Raw genomic sequence first — 17382 nt, forward strand, 5'->3', positions numbered from 1 at the left:
AATAGAGCGCACATTAGCTATGTGGAAAAGATAAATAAGCAAATACAGCCAGAGGTTCAGATGTCACTCGATGTACGTCAATAGATTCTCCCCATTCATACAGTAATACACTACTCTGGTTGCTTCCTGAACAGGTCTCTTATTGAATTTAAAACTGTATTGAAATAACTCGAGGCATTTAAGGTAAAAGTGACATTCAAGCACAGGTAGACTTGTTGAATGTAAATTATTGAGGTATCTTAAAGGTCCTTATTACATCTGCAATTCTCGCACATGTAAGCCCAAAGCACCGCCATGCTTTGGGCAACTTCTTATTTTATCCTCGACTCAGTGCTCTGTAGACGACCAGCTTTTTATAACATGGCAATTGATGAAATTGAGTGTATCTGACGGACTGTCGGTATCAGAAACCCAGATTGAGCCACATATGGTGATGCTTTGAAGATAATGAAAGGTGTCATTGCTAATTTCCATAGCAAGGCATGTCGCGTATTTATATCAAGCCTAGGTAAACCATATGTCTAAGGGTATTCGGATTGAAAAGGGGATGCACCTAGCCATGTTATACATCCCTGCACATTGAGCGAGGCGATTCTCTAGCTCAATTCTAATCAACGCATGTGATCATATAAATAACAACGCTAGCTAGCGCGAAGGGGCAATTACATCACATATCAACAATCAATCGCCCCTAGGTTATATAAACCCAATCAAGAGGTATCTGAAGCCACATTGGTTACCTAAACTCTATGGCTCTCATATTTTGCCGACTTCAGATATCTACACATGACCAATACACTTAACGATCAATAACCACATGAGCCACCAGCAGTCGTTTTCGTTTCCATGATGGTTATTGACTGTATTTGGAGCTCCCCTCCGGCAACTGCTTTTAATAGATCTTTGTTCTTTAGTTCAAAAGATAATTTCTTGAGTGTTTTTTTGTTTAGTTTCATTTCTTTTTCCCTCTGTGAAGTTCTTATTGATACTTAATAAACGCGCATATCACTTATTCATTTATCTCGCATCGACATACATACCATACCGTTTGAACGCACTAACTGGAAAGAAAAAAATACTATGTACAACGGCACCAGAAACAATGTAACCATCTGTTTATTATGCTTTTAAATATACCTTATGAAAAGAAAATAAATAAATTCGATTGTATTGGTTTATTTTCAGACAACTGTGAGAGAGTACTGACTGTTAGTTTTTAAGCAACGTGAGGTCACGCTCTATATCAGTGTGAAAAGCAAACATAAAGAGTGATATCACGCCAAGAGAAAGAAGCCTGCACAAAGGCGTGTAACCCCTTTGTGCACAGATAAATTATAAACTGGTGCTTTACGGTTCAGCGTTTATATCCAGCAAAACAAGTTGGTTATTTTTACGCTTCAAGGTACCTAACACAAGCTGCTTATGCTGTGGTGAATAAGACATATTAATGACTTTGATCCCACCTTCTAGCTGCATGAAAACGGTCCACTCTCCATCAACTAGGCGGTAAATGATATTGCCATTCGCATAATAAATATGCGCTTCAGATTTCACAATCAAGTGCTTTGACACCCGACTTGGAAAGTCTATATCTAGATACTCTTCTCTTGTTTCAATATCAATGAGCTTAAGCCTGTCATCTGACGTCAGGTAAAACAAACGATTACCATCACCTGTATCAAACCAAACATTATTTTTTATTGGTAATAGTGACTTTTTCCGTGAACGCACAGAGTAAACATAAGAGTGGCTTCCTACTCCCCCTTCACCTACCACGATATACCCTATATCCCCATTTTTCAGTACATTCACGTCCGAAATGACGCCTTGCTCAATGATTTCGTCAATGAGCTCATTTGCTTCATTAAATACTTTGATTGATCTATCAGCTTTTAAAATCAGCAACTTATTGTTGTAGTCATATAAGATATCTTGATTAATTCCACCAGCTAATTCTGAATACCGATAACCACCTTGAGATTTTTCAGCATACATCACGACCACTTCTTCACCTTGCACACGAAAGAAATACACATCATCACCAGCTCTAACGGCCTTAATATCTATGTACTTTTCATTGATCAGAGGAGTCAAACTTTTATCATCCAAAGACACGGTATAAATGCTTTGCTCATGTGGAAAGGTTGTGGCTACCATCTTTGACTCTGAAATAAATGAATGCCCCAAATACGTCACAGTGTCTAACGGCAACTGAGCTATACTCGATAGCTTATTTCCGTCTATCGAATACGTGTAAATAAGGTTTGTTCTATTATCGAACCAAACAAGAGAGTTCGTACTTTTCACATATTTTAGCTCCCAGAATGAGCTACTAGCCGAAAAGATTTTGGTTTTGTCACTGCCATCTAAGTCAGTCATATATAGTTCTTTGATGTCATGCTGGCGCCGTTCAAAAAAAACGCGCCTAATAGATGGCTCGTATAGTAGAAACCGATCTCCATATGAGTTTAAGTTTGGAGATGTTAATTGAAATTCATTCCCTGTATCTAACGTTCGATAAGTAACGACTGAAAGTTGATCACGTTGCCTGTAATTATATTTCGAATAAATAAAGTGCCCCTCACCCACTCCAGAGCCACGATAAATCCGATCTTTGCAGTCGAACAATTTGTCCCCTCCAGATTCAAGATCGGCATCGGCTGACCATATTTCACAGACCTCATCAGCGCCATCTACCCGATAGAATAATCTTGAAGAGTCCTCATCCCAACCAATAGGAGAGATTGACTTTTCACTTACAGCAAGCTTTCTTTCTATACCCGAATCTAAGTCTTTTATTACTAGATTACTATTGCTCAACCCATTTGGCGTGAATGAAAACGCGACTTTTTTTGCATCTGGGGAAGAAAACACATTTGCGTACTCTCCATCCACCCAAGATAAAACATGCTCTTCGTAATTTGATTCAAAAGATGACACTGCCTCTGTGTCTGGCTCTGTTGGTAATACCGGCTTATAAATCAAGAATATAGATACTAGGGCCGCCAGGCACACACTGCCAATCAAAGGTAATTTAATGCGATTAGATGTCGAGAATGATTGCGTATTATCTGGCTCTTCTTTAGAGGGGGTAAGCGTATTTATAACCTCAGTTTGATTATCAAAATAAATAACCTCGGCAGAAAGAAAAAAGCTGTAGCCTTTTCTATAATGCGTTTTGACCACCAAACCTCTTTGCTGATTTGACTTCAATACTTTTCGTAATTCAGACATAGCTCTGTTAATCGCATTATCATCTACATAATTTTGACACCAGACATCCTCAATGAGGTCATGCCTCGTGATAATTTGCTGATTATTAATGATCAAATAACAGAGTATTTTGAAAAGAAGTGGCTCAAGTTCTCTTTTAACTTCACCATCATAGATTGTCTGTAGCTTAGGGTCTAATACCCAAGCACCAAATCGTACTTCTTTAACCGTTCTTGAAAAGCTAACTTCTTTCATTTCGTTAGTGATAAGTTCCACTTATATATATTTTATCTAATAAAAATACCAAGACAACTAATTTAGTTATAAGTAAATTCTCTGCTTTATTCGAAGTTAATCAATAACCACTCTATCAACTCCGAGAGCTATAAGTGAAAAACAATCTACACCACTGATTTATTAGGATTTTTTAAGAATTAGTCATAAAAAGAGATACGAGATGAAATAATAAATTTAAATAAACTTATAAAATAAAAAATACAATAAAATATGATTTAAAGTAATATTAATCTTGTCGTGATAAAACGCAGAACAATATGAGTTTTAGAAAATATCAAGGGCAACAATTCAGCTGATTAGTATCACCCTTCATATTTTTCATAAGCTTGCAAATTCAAATGGCCTCTCATTAAATCAGGTTATTCCTGATGCACCTTGCAATTGCTTGCTGTCGATTCGAACTTTGTGTTTTAGTAATACAGTTAGTCAGATGAAAATTAACGGTTCGTTCACTGATCCCCAAAATTTGACTTATCTCCCACGATGTTTTGCCTTCTGAAACCCAAAACATACAATCTCGCTCTCTTTTTGTAATACTGAGCTTTTCCTTTCTACATCTCAAAGCTGCGCTCAATAAATACGGCGACAATATCGTCCAATTCCAGTCGATCAGCTCCGCACTTACATGCGCGGACTTAACGCTTGGCATACTGAAAACCAATGCTCCCACAATGCCTTTAATGCCACGAAGTGGTAAGACATATAAATGGGCATTCAAGTTTGTCACACCTGTCAATTTAGCCAGTGCGCAAACTCTAATGCCTGATTTTGCATGCGACATTACTTTTTCACAATCAAAGTGATGTGACAATTCATCACTATACTGACCATAAACCTGATTTTGCTGAGCCTTATTTGGTGTAGGCCCATAATCGACAAATGACAAACATTCGTATCCGGCATTTTGAGCGATTTTTTTTAGCGCATCCTTTAGTTGCTCAGGTTGCTTAACAGTATCAAATAAATCTATTGATTTTCTGATGGATTCACCATCACTAAACGGATTGTAGCTATCTTGATCGGTAGGCTTCATTTTTTCCCTCACATTCAAGGCATCGGATGCCACTTTGTAATTATGAGTCCTAATTTATCTTTGACAGCCACTTTAGTCAAAACCACAAAACAAAACATAAAAGCATAAATAACAACAGCTTGACCCTATTTATTCGCTTTAAAATTAACTATGTATTGTTTGATAATAAGCTATCATATATTTATAGAATGTGTTTTTCCCCAAATCACCCGCGCTGTATTTGTGTCATTTTTTAACCATTACTGTATATAAAATACCAAATCTAACAATCGGCTTATTTAAACTCTATTAGCTCAAAAATGCACTTATCATAATGTGGTAAGACACACCCTCTTAGATATACTCAAATTCGTTATTCGATACTTTCATTACAGCGCGAACATAGCCCCATTAGACGCACCTTTCTTTTGAAATCAAGATGAAAACAGCTTCGCGCTTGATTAGAAAGTAAGAATCAAAATACCCCGTGTGCAGTCATAACTTGAGGTCGCGCGATTATTCTCTTTTAAGATTCGTTTTCAGATAGGTGTTGGTTGGCCAAATTAAAGTTCAAACTGACGACTAATATGTAAACTTAACCAGCCCCTAGTAGCTTTGAGTGGTTTGAGTGGTTTGAGTGGTTTGAGTGGTTTGAGTGGTTTGAGTGGTTTGAGTGGTTTGAGTGGTTTGAGTGGTTTGAGTGGTTTGAGTGGTTTGAGTGGTTTGAGTGGTTTGAGTGGTTTGAGTGGTTTGAGTGAGTTATGTGAGTTGAGTGAGTTATGTGAGTTGAGTGAGTTGAGTGAGTTGAGTGAGTTGAGTGAGTTGAGTGAGTTGAGTGAGTTGAGTGAGTTGAGTGAGTTGAGTGAGTTGAGTGAGTTGAGTGAGTTGAGTGAGTTGAGTGAGTTGAGTGAGTTATGTAAGTTATGTGAGTTAAGTGAACTAAGTGAGTTATGTGAGTTATGTGAGTTGAGTGAGTTGAGTGAGTTATGTGCCTTAAACATCCAAACACTTTTACATGGGCGTATGCATAAAAAGTGGGGTCAATAACAAAAGGAACACGAAGCCAACTGAATATCACAACACGAACAGTGATGATAAGTGGCCTCTCTGATTTACTGCGATGTAAGACTTACTTCGAGACACATATATTTTTTTCGGTAAATAATTGCATTTGATTAAGCTCAGGTAACTTCACAAGCTCACTATAAAGAATTTGACCAAGCTCAATAGAGATTAATAGTCTATCCTTCAACACGCTATCTACTTTAAATTTAATCGGCTTGGTCTTTAGGCATAGCCAAAGGTATCTAGGCAAGCCACTTAATTCATAACTTTTATCTAAATAGTAATTACCCAATACATAATTCGAAGAGAGTTTAAGCAATAGATCCCCAGCAACAACCGGTGACTTTGTATTCACTCTCTCATTGATATACTCGATATATCCATTGGTATTAGCCATGATCACTTTATCAGAGGCATCATTGGCAGCAGGCTCAATGTTCAGTAATGCATCTCCTTTTTTTACTAGGTTACCTATCTCAAAATCCTTAACGGCTGTGACGGTCCCAGACTCCCGAGTAAAATAATATTCGACGGCAGGTTCCTGCAAAAATAATTGGCCAACCAAAGGAGTTTGAATGGTTGTTAGTAACAATGACAAAGTAAATAAGCTATTCATATCGTTCCGTAAAAATATTTCCTATAATTTAACAACTTAAGTTAAATTCATTTCTAAAAAAATACTGCCTTAAATTTATACTTAATTTCATCTTCCCCGAGGTCTCTTACTCTAATTGAACAATCATGCCAAAAAGCAACAGCCTCATTCAAATACCCTCCACCTTCAGCCAATCCATACTCAGCCCAACCTGCGTTACTGACAATCTAGTTCGTTAAGTGTTTTGAAAAAGCTCTGTACCACGTGAATACTATTTGAATTAAGCTAAACAAATCCTTTCCTTCAGAGCATGATTTATTTCCAAGACACATTCACCTTAGCGTCTCGTACCGCTATTTGACCCTGTCGCTGTTCCCAGTTACCGTATTTGTTCCTCCGCCTACTTGTTTTGTTTGCAGAGGATTCAATACATCTGAGCTCGACAGTTGCTTTAATTTTTTTGTTTTTAATATCATCATTTCTGTCTGCACCTTTAATTATTATGGTTTTTGCTATACCTAGCAGTCAGTTGTGTCTAGCTAAAGCCTCCAACCAATAACCGCATTCATAAATCGAGAGGGCTTCTTCAACTGGTTTTAAATAAATTCAATATCTTATAATGCGATAGTCAATTTTGCTTTAAATGACGACGCGACTATTTTCTCTTCCCGTTTTACACGCTGTATTAAACCCTTAGCCACCGCCACTGTATAAAGGTCTCGAACTAGTAAGCGTATTTGTACTAGGAAAGTCCATCTTGCAGTATGCTCCACCAATTTGCTTTGTTTGCAGCGAATTCAATACTTCTGAGTTCGACAGTTGCTTTAATTTTTTTGCTTTTAATACCAGCATATCTATTTACTCTCTTCGTTATTGGAATGATGGCTAAACGTTCAACCATTAGTATTGTCTGAAGGCCTTGTACCAACAATCGTATTTGTACTAGGGAGCGGCATATTAAATTGCGCTCCGCCAATTTGCTTTGTTTGTAGTCGGTCTAATACTTCTGAATTTGACAATTGTTTTAATTTTTTTGTTTTTAAAGTCAGCATATTTATCAGCTCTCTTAGTCAACCCTTAACCATCAGTAGTGCCTGGAGGTCTAGTACCTCTAATCGTATTAGTACCAAGTGGTGCTAGATTGTATTGTGCACCGCCAATTTGCTTTGTATGTAGCTGGCTTAACACTTCTAAATTTGACAATTGTTTTAGTTTTTTTGTTTTTAAAGTCATCATATTTATCAGCTCCCTTAGTCAAACCTTAACCACCTGAAGTGCCTGGAGGTCTAGTACCGATAATCGTATTAGTACTAGGTAGTGCTAAATTGGATTGTGCGCCTCCAATTTGCTTTGTCTGTAGCTGGCTTAATACTTCTGAATTTGATAGTTGTTTTAATTTTTTTGTTTTTAAAGTAATCATACTTATCAGCTCCCTTAGTCAGCTCTTAATCACCTGAAGTACCAGGAGGTCTCGTACCTGTAATCGTATTTGTGATCTTTTGCGCTTCACTATAATAGTGAGCACCACCTATTTGTTTTGTGCGTGATGAATCTAAAACTACAGAGTTTGATAACTGCTTAAGCTTTTTTGTTTTTAAAGTTATTAACATGGTTAAGCTCCTATGGTCTTTCATGGTTTATACATTTTTCAGCACATCAAGTATGTGCCGTTGATGTTTCTACGATAAACAAGCCCATGGAGTTATGGTAGTTATCAAATCTTATATAACCTCCACAAAAATAGATTTAACCTATTGTTTTATATAGATATAAAAAATAAAAGCTGAATTCTTCGGAATCGTAATATTTCAAACAGTGTATGAGATATAAAAGAAGCATGGATTCTTTGGTCAATAACTTCAAATTCCATAATCAACAGTGGAGAGTAAATGCAAGCGTAATGCTCTAGTACTAGTCAATGCATAGGGATATGACGAGCAAATTCGACTTTGTTGCTCTTTAACAACGATGAAGTTTAAAGCGATGAAAATATGTTGGCGATAAAGGGATTGAAATAAGTAATGAATTGGTCTGAGTGACTAGGTGAAGCCCCCATAAAGGGGGCGAAAGTAGTTTAAGGAGCAATAAAGATTAACGATTACTGCTTTTCAGCGGGTTCATCAACTAATGATACTTTCAACAGCTGATTCTCAACCACCTCAATGACATCCAATATCAAATGTTCAGAATCTGACCTTCGAATATCATCAATAAAAAATTGAGATTCATTGACTGTATAAATAGATTCAAAGTCTCCCGTTGATGATAAGTCTATTTTATAAATACTTTCTCCATCTGAATGATAAATATACCCATTCGATACAGCGACAGAGTGTCGATATTTAGCAGGAGGAAGATCTAATTGGTACGTAACATCACCTGTCTTTAAATCAAACACAGATAAAGTATCATTGGATGATAGAGTGACTAACTTGTCGTCACTGAGTCTATCTAACCACAATATACTTTGGGTGGGTAACTCTCTTACCTTTTTATCTGAGCTTGAAAGGACATACGCTTTGCTGCTAATTTTTGTTTCATCGACAACCGTATAACTTATTTCATCATCATTTAAATACTCGACTGAAACGATTGTACCGCTAATTGAGCGAGCATATTTCAATGTGAGATCACTCAGTTTGTAGATTTCTATTTTGTTGGTGTAATGTACAAGCAGTTCATCGTCTTTAGAGTTGTACCTAATAGACTTGAAATCTGAATCGGGTAAGCCTAATGGCTGCACTTTACCATCACTGGTCATCCAGTTAAGTCTCTGTAAAGTGCTCAACCTTGTTAAAAATAAAAACCCATTAGGCACTTTAATGGCATTTCTATCTTCTCGGTTGCTTTGTATAAGCGGCTGAAATTCATTACTGTTTAAATCTAATGTATACACATCCAAATTAAACGGGTAACTGGTCATCAATAATTCACCCGAGCTAAGTGTTTCATATTCAGCATATGACTGCTCAGTCTTCAGTTTTTGTAAATTAATCAACCTATTTTCAAGTAGCGAAAAGCGATAAAGGACGTTCTTACTATTATCAAACCAAGTGACAGAGTCTGACTCATCATCATAGTTGAGCGCCCAAATACGAGAACGGGATTCATATAATTTGATCTGATCTCCCCCGTCTGGATCTGTCATATATAACTCATTGGTATTATACTGACGTCGCTCAAACAGAATGATTTCTTTCTCTGGAATATAGGCTAAAAACCGGTCTCCATAAGAGTTTAAGTTTGGCGAAGTAATTTGAAACTCATCACCGGTTGTCAGATCACGATTGGTAAGTGCTGATAATTCATCACGACTTCGATAACCTTGTTTAGCATAAACCAAGCGGTTTTGATTTACGCCGCCGCCCGTCAAACTACTATTGCCTTTACACTCAAAAAGGAACTGATTGCCTGAATTAAAGTCAGCACTCAATTCCCACACTTGGCACTTATTACCATCATTAATACTATAATAAATTGTACTTGAGTCAGCAGACCATCCAACAGGATAGTAGTTCACACCCGGCTCACCCAGCCTACGTTCATGACCGCTTTGTAAGTTTTTGACGACCAAAGAGTAATGTTTGGCCCCCTCTTGTATGAATGAGTAGGCAACCATCGCGTCATTGGGGGATAAGTTAAGCAGCGTATAACGGCCTTGTACCCAAGATAAAACACTTTCTTTAATCGACTGTTCTTGCGCTACTATATTAGATATATCACTTTCTAGATCAGATACATAATAATGCTTAAAGCTTAAACCACCCAGTAGAGAAGTACTGAGCACAAACGCCCCTGCCAAAAACCATTTGAACCGATATTTGCTATTAGGGGTTGCTTGACTGACACTGGGTTGATTATTTTCTGGCTGAACCGATGGCTTAACATTTTTATCTGGATTTGGTTCTGATGGCGAGCGAGGATCCTCGTTAGCATGATAAATTATGTCGGGTTCAAGAAAAAAACTATATCCCTTTCGATAATGGGTTTTAATCACAATACCACGCTGCTTGTCCGATTTCAGAATTTTCCTCAGCTCAGACATGGCACGGTTAATCGCATTATCGTCTACATAGTTCTGGTTCCAAACATCATCAACCAAATCTTGTCGCGTGATAATTTGCTCATTATTAATAATTAGATAGCACAATAAGCGAAATAATAACGGCTCTAACTCTCGTGTTATTTCACCGTCGCAAATGCTCTGGCGTTTAGGATCAAGTACCCATGCGCCAAATTTAACTTCCTTTACTTGCCTAGAAAATCTCACTTCATTCATGACGAATATTACACGAACAGGGTCCCAAAGAATGACTATTCTACTTTAAGCAATTTTTTACTCAAGTAAATATGTTAACCGTTGTAACGCTTCACTCGCATTGATGCAAACCAGTTTGTAGACGTGCAGTATGCGTAATGACGAGTAATCACACATAATTACGACTTAACCAAACACGTGTTAGTCGAGCGTTAATCAAGGGCTTATCTATACTAATAACATAACAAGAAGAGCGGGAAAAAAACAGTAATAACACGCCCAAAACCACGTACAAAAAAGTAACCAAACGTTAATTTGTAATTTACAGACATAAAAAAAACCCACATGCTTGTCAGCATGTGGGTTTCAAACCAGATAGGTGGCTGCTTATTTACGCAGCTGGCGAAGTAGTCGTAGCTGGGCAAGTGCTTCTTCAAGCTGCATAGCGGCACGCTGGTAATCCAGCTCGCTTGCAGTACCTGAAGCAAGCTGTGCTTCAGCTTCACGTTTAGCTTCTTCAGCAGCCTGCTCGTCAAGTTCTTCACCACGAATAGCAACGTCCGCTAGAACAGTTACTGTCTTAGGTTGAACTTCAAGCGTACCGCCTGCAACGTAGATGAACTCTTCAGCACCATCTTCTTTAACCAAACGTACCATACCAGGCTTTAGGCCAGTCAGGAGTGGCGCGTGGCCAGGGTGAATACCAAGTTCACCTTCACTACCTGTCACTTGAATTGTAGCCACAGCACCAGAGAATAAATTCTGCTCTGCACTTACTACATCAAGGTGTACTGTCATTGCCATAACAACCTCCTAAATTACATGTTTTTAGCTTTATCAACTGCTTCGTCGATTGAGCCAACCATGTAGAATGCCTGCTCAGGCATATCATCGTAATCACCGTTTAGGATGCCCTTAAAGCCAGAGATTGTGTCTTTAAGAGATACGTATTTACCAGGTGCACCTGTGAATACCTCAGCAACGAAGAACGGCTGAGATAGGAAACGCTGGATTTTACGTGCACGAGATACAACTTGCTTATCTTCGTCAGATAGCTCGTCCATACCTAGGATCGCGATGATGTCTTTCAGCTCTTTATAACGCTGAAGTACAGTCTGAACGCCACGTGCTGTCTCATAGTGCTCGTTACCGATTACTTGAGGGTCAAGCTGACGTGAAGTTGAATCTAGTGGGTCTACCGCAGGGTAAATACCTAGAGACGCGATATCACGTGAAAGTACAACTGTTGCATCTAAGTGCGCGAACGTTGTAGCTGGTGACGGGTCAGTCAAGTCATCCGCAGGTACGTATACCGCTTGGATTGAAGTGATTGAACCAGTCTTAGTCGATGCGATACGCTCCTGTAGTACACCCATCTCTTCTGCAAGAGTTGGCTGGTAACCTACCGCTGACGGCATTCGACCTAGTAGTGCTGATACCTCAGTACCTGCAAGCGTGTAACGGTAGATGTTATCTACGAAGAAAAGTACGTCACGACCTTCGTCACGGAACTTCTCAGCCATAGTTAGACCCGTTAGTGCAACACGTAGACGGTTACCCGGTGGCTCGTTCATCTGACCATATACTAGCGATACTTTGTCTAGTACGTTTGAATCGTTCATCTCATGGTAGAAGTCATTACCCTCACGCGTACGCTCACCAACACCAGCGAATACTGAGTAACCGCTGTGCTCGATTGCGATGTTACGGATAAGTTCCATCATGTTTACGGTTTTACCAACACCGGCACCACCGAATAGACCAACTTTACCACCTTTAGCGAACGGACATACAAGGTCGATTACCTTGATACCTGTTTCTAGTAGCTCAACTGAACTTGATTGATCTTCGTATGAAGGCGCAGCGCGGTGAATTGACATACGCTCTTCTTCACCAATTGGACCTGCTTCATCAATAGGCTGACCTAATACGTCCATGATACGACCTAGGGTCTTTGTACCAACTGGAACTTTGATTGGCTCGCCTGTGCCTTCTACTGAGATACCACGACGTAGACCGTCTGTAGTACCAAGTGCGATACCACGTACCACACCGCCACCTAACTGCTGTTGCACTTCTAGTGTCAAACCAGCTAGGTCGCCTTCTGTAACTTTTAGTGCGTCATATACGGCTGGCACGTTGTCTTGTGGGAACTCGATGTCCACAACGGCGCCGATAATTTGGACGACCTTACCTAAACTCATGTCTATTCCTCTCGTTAAACTTTGCCGAAGCGTTATACAGCAGCCGAACCGCCAACAATCTCACTGATTTCTTGTGTGATTGCAGCCTGACGTGCTTTGTTGTAAACAAGTTGCAGCTCATCCATTAGGTCGCCTGCGTTATCAGTTGCGGCTTTCATCGCAACCATACGGGCGGCCTGTTCAGATGCAGCATTTTCTACTACACCTTGGTACACCTGTGACTCAATGAAACGTACCAGTAGCGTCTCTAAGATCGCTTCTGGGCTCGGCTCATATAAGTAATCCCAAGCGTGGGCTGATACTTCTTCTTCAGCTTTTGGCAAAGGTAATAACTGTTCGATCGTTGGCTCTTGCTTCATTGTGTTCACGAATTTGTTGTACACAACGAACAAGCGGTCAATTTTGCCTTCAGTAAATGCATCTAACATTACTTTTACTGGACCTACTACGTCCTGTACTGAAGGAGCATCTCCAAGACCCGCTTTTTTAGCGAGTAACTCACCGCCAAAACGTTGGAAGAAACCAGCAGCCTTGCTACCTAAAGTAGCAAATTCGGCATCAACGCCTTTTTCTTTCCACGCCTTAACGTCTAATGTGATTTTCTTAAACTCATTTGAGTTCAAACCACCACACAGACCACGGTCAGTTGAGATAACAATGTAACCAACTCGCTTCACATCACGTTCCTCTAGGAACGGGTGATTGAAGTCAAGATTTGCTTGAGCAATACGACCGATCACTTTGCGTAAGTTCTCAGCGTATGGACGGCTTGATGCCACACGGTCTTGCGCCTTCTTCATTTTAGAAGCGGCAACCATTTCCATCGCGCTGGTGATCTTCTGAGTATTCTTAATACTCCCGATCTTGCTTTTTATCTCTTTTCCGCTGGCCATGACTCTCTCTCCGAATCAGTGGTGACCGAAGTCACCATGAATAACTAAATTACCAAGTTTGCGTCGACTTGAACTTCTCTAGAAGCTCTTTAAGTTGCGCTTCAATCTCAGCGTTATAGTTACCAGTTTCGTTGATTTGAGTCATTAGCTCTGCGTATGTGCTGTTAGCGAAACCAATAAGACCTTCTTCAAAATCCATAATCTTCGGGATTTCGATGTCTTGTAGGAAGCCTTTCTCAGCAGCAAATAGAGACAGAGACATTTCAGCAACAGACATAGGTGCATATTGCTTCTGCTTCATTAGCTCTGTTACACGCTCACCGTGCTCAAGCTGTGCACGCGTTGCATCGTCAAGGTCAGAAGCGAACTGAGAGAACGCCGCTAGTTCACGGTACTGAGCTAGCGCTAGACGGATACCACCACCTAGTTTCTTAACGATTTTAGTTTGCGCTGCACCACCTACACGAGATACCGAGATACCAGCGTTAACAGCTGGACGGATACCTGCGTTGAATAAGTCAGTTTCTAGGAAGATCTGACCATCGGTGATTGAGATAACGTTAGTAGGTACGAATGCAGAAACGTCACCACCTTGAGTTTCAATGATTGGCAATGCCGTCAATGAACCTGTTTTACCTTTCACTTCACCGTTAGTGAACTTCTCAACGTAATCAGCGTTTACACGTGATGCACGCTCTAGAAGACGTGAGTGAAGGTAGAATACGTCACCTGGGTATGCTTCACGACCTGGTGGACGCTTAAGTAGTAGTGAGATCTGACGGTAAGCAACAGCTTGCTTAGAAAGATCATCATATACGATTAGTGCGTCTTCACCGCGGTCACGGAAGTATTCACCCATAGTACAACCAGCAAATGGCGCTAGGTATTGTAGCGCTGCTGATTCAGAAGCAGATGCAACAACAACGATTGTGTTTTCAAGTGCACCGTGCTCTTCTAATTTACGTACTACGTTTGCGATAGTAGATGCTTTTTGACCAACCGCTACGTACACACACTTAACGCCTGTGTCTTTTTGGTTGATGATAGCATCGATTGCAAGTGCAGTTTTACCAGTCTGACGGTCACCGATTACTAGCTCACGCTGACCACGACCAACTGGGATCATCGCATCGATAGACTTATAACCAGTTTGTACTGGCTCGTCTACTGATTGACGCTCGATTACACCTGGTGCAATTTTTTCAACTGGCTCGAAACCATCGTTGTCTAGTGCACCTTTACCATCGATAGGTGCACCTAGTGTGTTAACAACACGACCTAGTAGACCACGGCCTACTGGTACTTCAAGGATACGACCTGTAGATTGTACTTTTACGCCTTCTTTAAGGTCTGCGTAAGGACCCATTACTACTGCACCTACTGAGTCACGCTCAAGGTTTAGTGCGATAGCATAACGGTTGCCAGGAAGCTCGATCATCTCACCTTGCATACAGTCAGCTAGACCGTGGATGCGGATGATACCGTCAGTAACAGATACGATAGTACCTTCGTTACGTGCTTCACTTACAACTTCAAACTGCTCAATACGCTGCTTGATCAGTGCAGAAATTTCTGTGGAATTAAGTTGCATGCTCTTTTTCCCAATTACGATTGTAGCGACACTGCTAAGCGGTCTAATTTACCGCGTACGCTACCGTCAATTACGGTATCGCCAGCCTTAATAACCAAACCGCTTACTACGGTTTCATCGATGCTACAATTCAGCTTAACTTTGCGTGCGAAACGTTTTTCTAACGCAGCGCCCAATTTATCTTGCTGCTCTTGAGCAAGTTCAGTTGCAGAAACCACATTTACGTCGATCTCTTTGTCATACTCCGCTTTAAATTCAGCGAATAAATCAGCAACTGCAGGGACTGCAGATAAACGCTCATTTTCGGCCATCAGCTTGATAAGATTTTGACCTTGCTCGTCGAGTTGCTCAGCACATAGCTTGATGATGATTTCAGACTGCTCTGCTTGAGTAGCAAGGCTACTTAGTAGTGTCTGAACCTGTTCATCGCTGGTCACTTGACCGGCGAAGAACAGCATTTCATTCCAAGCTTCAACTGTGCCTTTTTCAACAGCAAGTTCAAAAGCCGCTTTAGCGTATGGGCGAGCGATAGTAGTCAATTCAGACATGCTCATACCCTCCTAATTAAAGCTCAGCAACTAGCTTATCAACGATATCGCTGTGTGCGTCTTGATTGATTTCACGCTCTAAAATCTTTTCAGCGCCAACCACGGCAAGTGTTGCTACTTGAGTACGTAGCTCTTCTTTTACGCGGTTACGCTCTGTTTCGATATCAGAGTGTCCTTGAGCAATAATCTTCTCACGCTCTTGTTGACCACGAGTTGTCTCTTCGTCAACGATAAGCGCAGCACGCTTTTTAGCTTGCTCAATGATTTCAGCCGCTTGAGTCTTCGCTTCTTTAAGCTGCTCAGCAGCTTGTTCACGCGCTTGCTCAAGATCTTTTTCAGCTTTATCAGAGGCAGCTAAACCATCTTCAATTTTCTTCTGGCGAGCTTCAATTGCACCATTTAGCGGTGGCCATACGTACTTCATACAGAAAAGTACGAACACCGTAAATGCAATTAATTCACCTATTAGAGTGGCGTTTAAGTTCACGACCGCTCCTCCTTACTTGACAGTTGTTCGATTCAGCTATTGTCTTAAAAATTAAAGCGCGAACAACATGTACATAGCGATACCAACACCGATCATCGCTACCGCATCGATTAGACCAGCTAGGATGAACATTTTAACTTGTAGTGAAGGCGCAAGCTCAGGCTGACGAGCACATGCTTCTAGGAATTTACCACCCATGTTACCGAAGCCGATAGCAGTACCGATTGCACCGAAGCCGATAAGTAAAGCAACAGCGATAAGCTTAAGACCTAATACTAGTTCCATTTTTTTCTCCAAAGTTTCATTTGTAAATTAAAGTTAAAGTTAAAAAATCTTTTAAAAATTATATTCTTAGTGGCTATCTTTAGCACTTGCCATGCTCAGGTATACGATCGTAAGCATCATAAATACGAATGCCTGTAGAACGATAACTAAGATGTGGAAAGCCGCCCAGATAAAGTGCAGTGGTAACTGCATCAAGCCGATTGCACCGATCAAGATGAAGATCATCTCACCCGCGTACAAGTTACCGAACAAACGAAGTGCTAGCGAGAAAGGCTTAGCAAACAACGCGATAGTTTCAAGTAACAAGTTACAAGGGATAAGGAAAACCATACCAAGCTTGTTTTTAGTGCTGAACGGGTGAAGCGTTAGCTCAGCAATAAAACCACCGATACCTTTGATCTTAATTGAATAACCGATCATCAGAAGGAATACACCGATTGCTAATGCAGCCGTCATATTTAAATCAGTTGTCGGTACAATTTTCATGTATACATCGTGTGAGTCCATACCAAATGCAGTTTCGCCAACAAAGCCAGCAAATGCAGGTAGGAAATCAACAGGAATCAAGTCCATTAAGTTCATTAAGAACACCCAAACAAAGATTGTTAGGGCCAGTGGAGCAATTAACTTGCTGTTACCGTGATAAGTATCGCGTACGTTGTCGCCAACGAACTCAACAATCATCTCAATAAAGCACTGAAATTTGCCAGGTACACCAGTAGTGGATTTTTTAGCGGCGCTTCGGAAGATCCATAAAAAAATCAGACCTAAACCGATTGACCATGCGAGGGTATCTACGTGCCATGTCCAGAATCCACTATCCGCACATGCTTTATTGAAGGCAAGACCGGCATCGGTCGAGCACATCTTGGCATTGGTCAAGTGGTGCTGAATATGGCTTGATAGAGTAACTTCTTCTGCAGCCATGTTTTAT

Annotated in this window: 17 protein-coding genes; all 17 read right to left on the reverse strand. The window is 40.3% G+C overall.

Translation table 11 applies throughout. The features are described from left to right. Positions 1 to 806: 806 nt before the first annotated feature. The 17 genes from S4054249_RS26685 to atpB all read right to left on the reverse strand — a co-directional run bounded on the left by S4054249_RS26685 (position 807) and on the right by atpB (position 17375). Positions 807 to 956 carry a hypothetical protein gene (locus S4054249_RS26685; protein ID WP_155401340.1) on the reverse strand — a complete coding sequence of 50 codons (150 nt, stop codon included), beginning with the start codon at positions 954 to 956 and terminating at the stop codon, positions 807 to 809. Positions 957 to 1347: 391 nt separating this feature from the next. Further along, entirely contained in the window at positions 1348 to 3489 is a 2142-nt protein-coding gene (locus S4054249_RS20700) for a winged helix-turn-helix domain-containing protein (RefSeq protein WP_145925060.1), read from the reverse strand. 370 nt (positions 3490 to 3859) lie between these two features. Next, the gene (locus S4054249_RS20705; protein WP_052960841.1) at positions 3860 to 4543 is read right to left on the reverse strand and encodes a helix-turn-helix transcriptional regulator; all 684 of its coding nucleotides are present in this window, start codon (positions 4541 to 4543) and stop codon (positions 3860 to 3862) included. A gap of 542 nt (positions 4544 to 5085) precedes the next feature. Next, on the reverse strand, positions 5086 to 5523 hold the full coding sequence (locus S4054249_RS27330) for a hypothetical protein (protein ID WP_081333493.1): 438 nt from the start codon (positions 5521 to 5523) through the stop codon (positions 5086 to 5088). Positions 5524 to 5651: 128 nt separating this feature from the next. Beyond that, on the reverse strand, positions 5652 to 6203 hold the full coding sequence (locus S4054249_RS20715; protein ID WP_046357196.1) for a hypothetical protein: 552 nt from the start codon (positions 6201 to 6203) through the stop codon (positions 5652 to 5654). A 1056-nt stretch (positions 6204 to 7259) separates the two neighbouring features. Beyond that, positions 7260 to 7418 (reverse strand): hypothetical protein, encoded by a 159-nt coding sequence (locus S4054249_RS26690; protein WP_155401396.1) that lies wholly within the window; start codon positions 7416 to 7418, stop codon positions 7260 to 7262. Between the two features lie 25 nt (positions 7419 to 7443). Next, entirely contained in the window at positions 7444 to 7602 is a 159-nt protein-coding gene (locus S4054249_RS26695) for a hypothetical protein (protein ID WP_155401397.1), read from the reverse strand. A 25-nt stretch (positions 7603 to 7627) separates the two neighbouring features. Continuing rightward, positions 7628 to 7792, reverse strand: a complete 165-nt coding sequence (locus S4054249_RS26700) for a hypothetical protein (protein ID WP_155401398.1) — start codon at positions 7790 to 7792, stop codon at positions 7628 to 7630. A 488-nt stretch (positions 7793 to 8280) separates the two neighbouring features. After that, positions 8281 to 10461, reverse strand: coding sequence for a winged helix-turn-helix domain-containing protein (locus S4054249_RS20720; protein ID WP_046357197.1), 2181 nt, complete (start codon positions 10459 to 10461; stop codon positions 8281 to 8283). A gap of 366 nt (positions 10462 to 10827) precedes the next feature. Beyond that, positions 10828 to 11244: a F0F1 ATP synthase subunit epsilon gene (locus S4054249_RS20725; protein ID WP_039611158.1), complete on the reverse strand. Its 417-nt coding sequence runs from the start codon at positions 11242 to 11244 to the stop codon at positions 10828 to 10830. A 14-nt stretch (positions 11245 to 11258) separates the two neighbouring features. Then, on the reverse strand, positions 11259 to 12644 hold the full coding sequence (gene atpD / locus S4054249_RS20730; protein ID WP_023400934.1) for a F0F1 ATP synthase subunit beta: 1386 nt from the start codon (positions 12642 to 12644) through the stop codon (positions 11259 to 11261). A 32-nt stretch (positions 12645 to 12676) separates the two neighbouring features. Further along, positions 12677 to 13537, reverse strand: coding sequence for a F0F1 ATP synthase subunit gamma (atpG, locus tag S4054249_RS20735; RefSeq protein WP_039611157.1), 861 nt, complete (start codon positions 13535 to 13537; stop codon positions 12677 to 12679). Between the two features lie 49 nt (positions 13538 to 13586). Then, the gene (atpA, locus tag S4054249_RS20740) at positions 13587 to 15128 is read right to left on the reverse strand and encodes a F0F1 ATP synthase subunit alpha (RefSeq protein WP_046357198.1); all 1542 of its coding nucleotides are present in this window, start codon (positions 15126 to 15128) and stop codon (positions 13587 to 13589) included. Positions 15129 to 15142: 14 nt separating this feature from the next. Continuing rightward, positions 15143 to 15676, reverse strand: a complete 534-nt coding sequence (atpH, locus tag S4054249_RS20745; RefSeq protein WP_046357199.1) for a F0F1 ATP synthase subunit delta — start codon at positions 15674 to 15676, stop codon at positions 15143 to 15145. A 16-nt stretch (positions 15677 to 15692) separates the two neighbouring features. Beyond that, positions 15693 to 16163 carry a F0F1 ATP synthase subunit B gene (gene atpF / locus S4054249_RS20750; protein ID WP_046357200.1) on the reverse strand — a complete coding sequence of 157 codons (471 nt, stop codon included), beginning with the start codon at positions 16161 to 16163 and terminating at the stop codon, positions 15693 to 15695. Positions 16164 to 16214: 51 nt separating this feature from the next. Continuing rightward, the gene (gene atpE, locus S4054249_RS20755; RefSeq protein ID WP_023400939.1) at positions 16215 to 16448 is read right to left on the reverse strand and encodes a F0F1 ATP synthase subunit C; all 234 of its coding nucleotides are present in this window, start codon (positions 16446 to 16448) and stop codon (positions 16215 to 16217) included. A 66-nt stretch (positions 16449 to 16514) separates the two neighbouring features. Next, positions 16515 to 17375: a F0F1 ATP synthase subunit A gene (gene atpB / locus S4054249_RS20760; protein ID WP_046357201.1), complete on the reverse strand. Its 861-nt coding sequence runs from the start codon at positions 17373 to 17375 to the stop codon at positions 16515 to 16517. Positions 17376 to 17382 lie beyond the last annotated feature (7 nt).

Origin of the sequence: Pseudoalteromonas luteoviolacea, from assembly GCF_001750165.1 — a bacterium.
GTDB lineage: Bacteria > Pseudomonadota > Gammaproteobacteria > Enterobacterales > Alteromonadaceae > Pseudoalteromonas > Pseudoalteromonas luteoviolacea_G.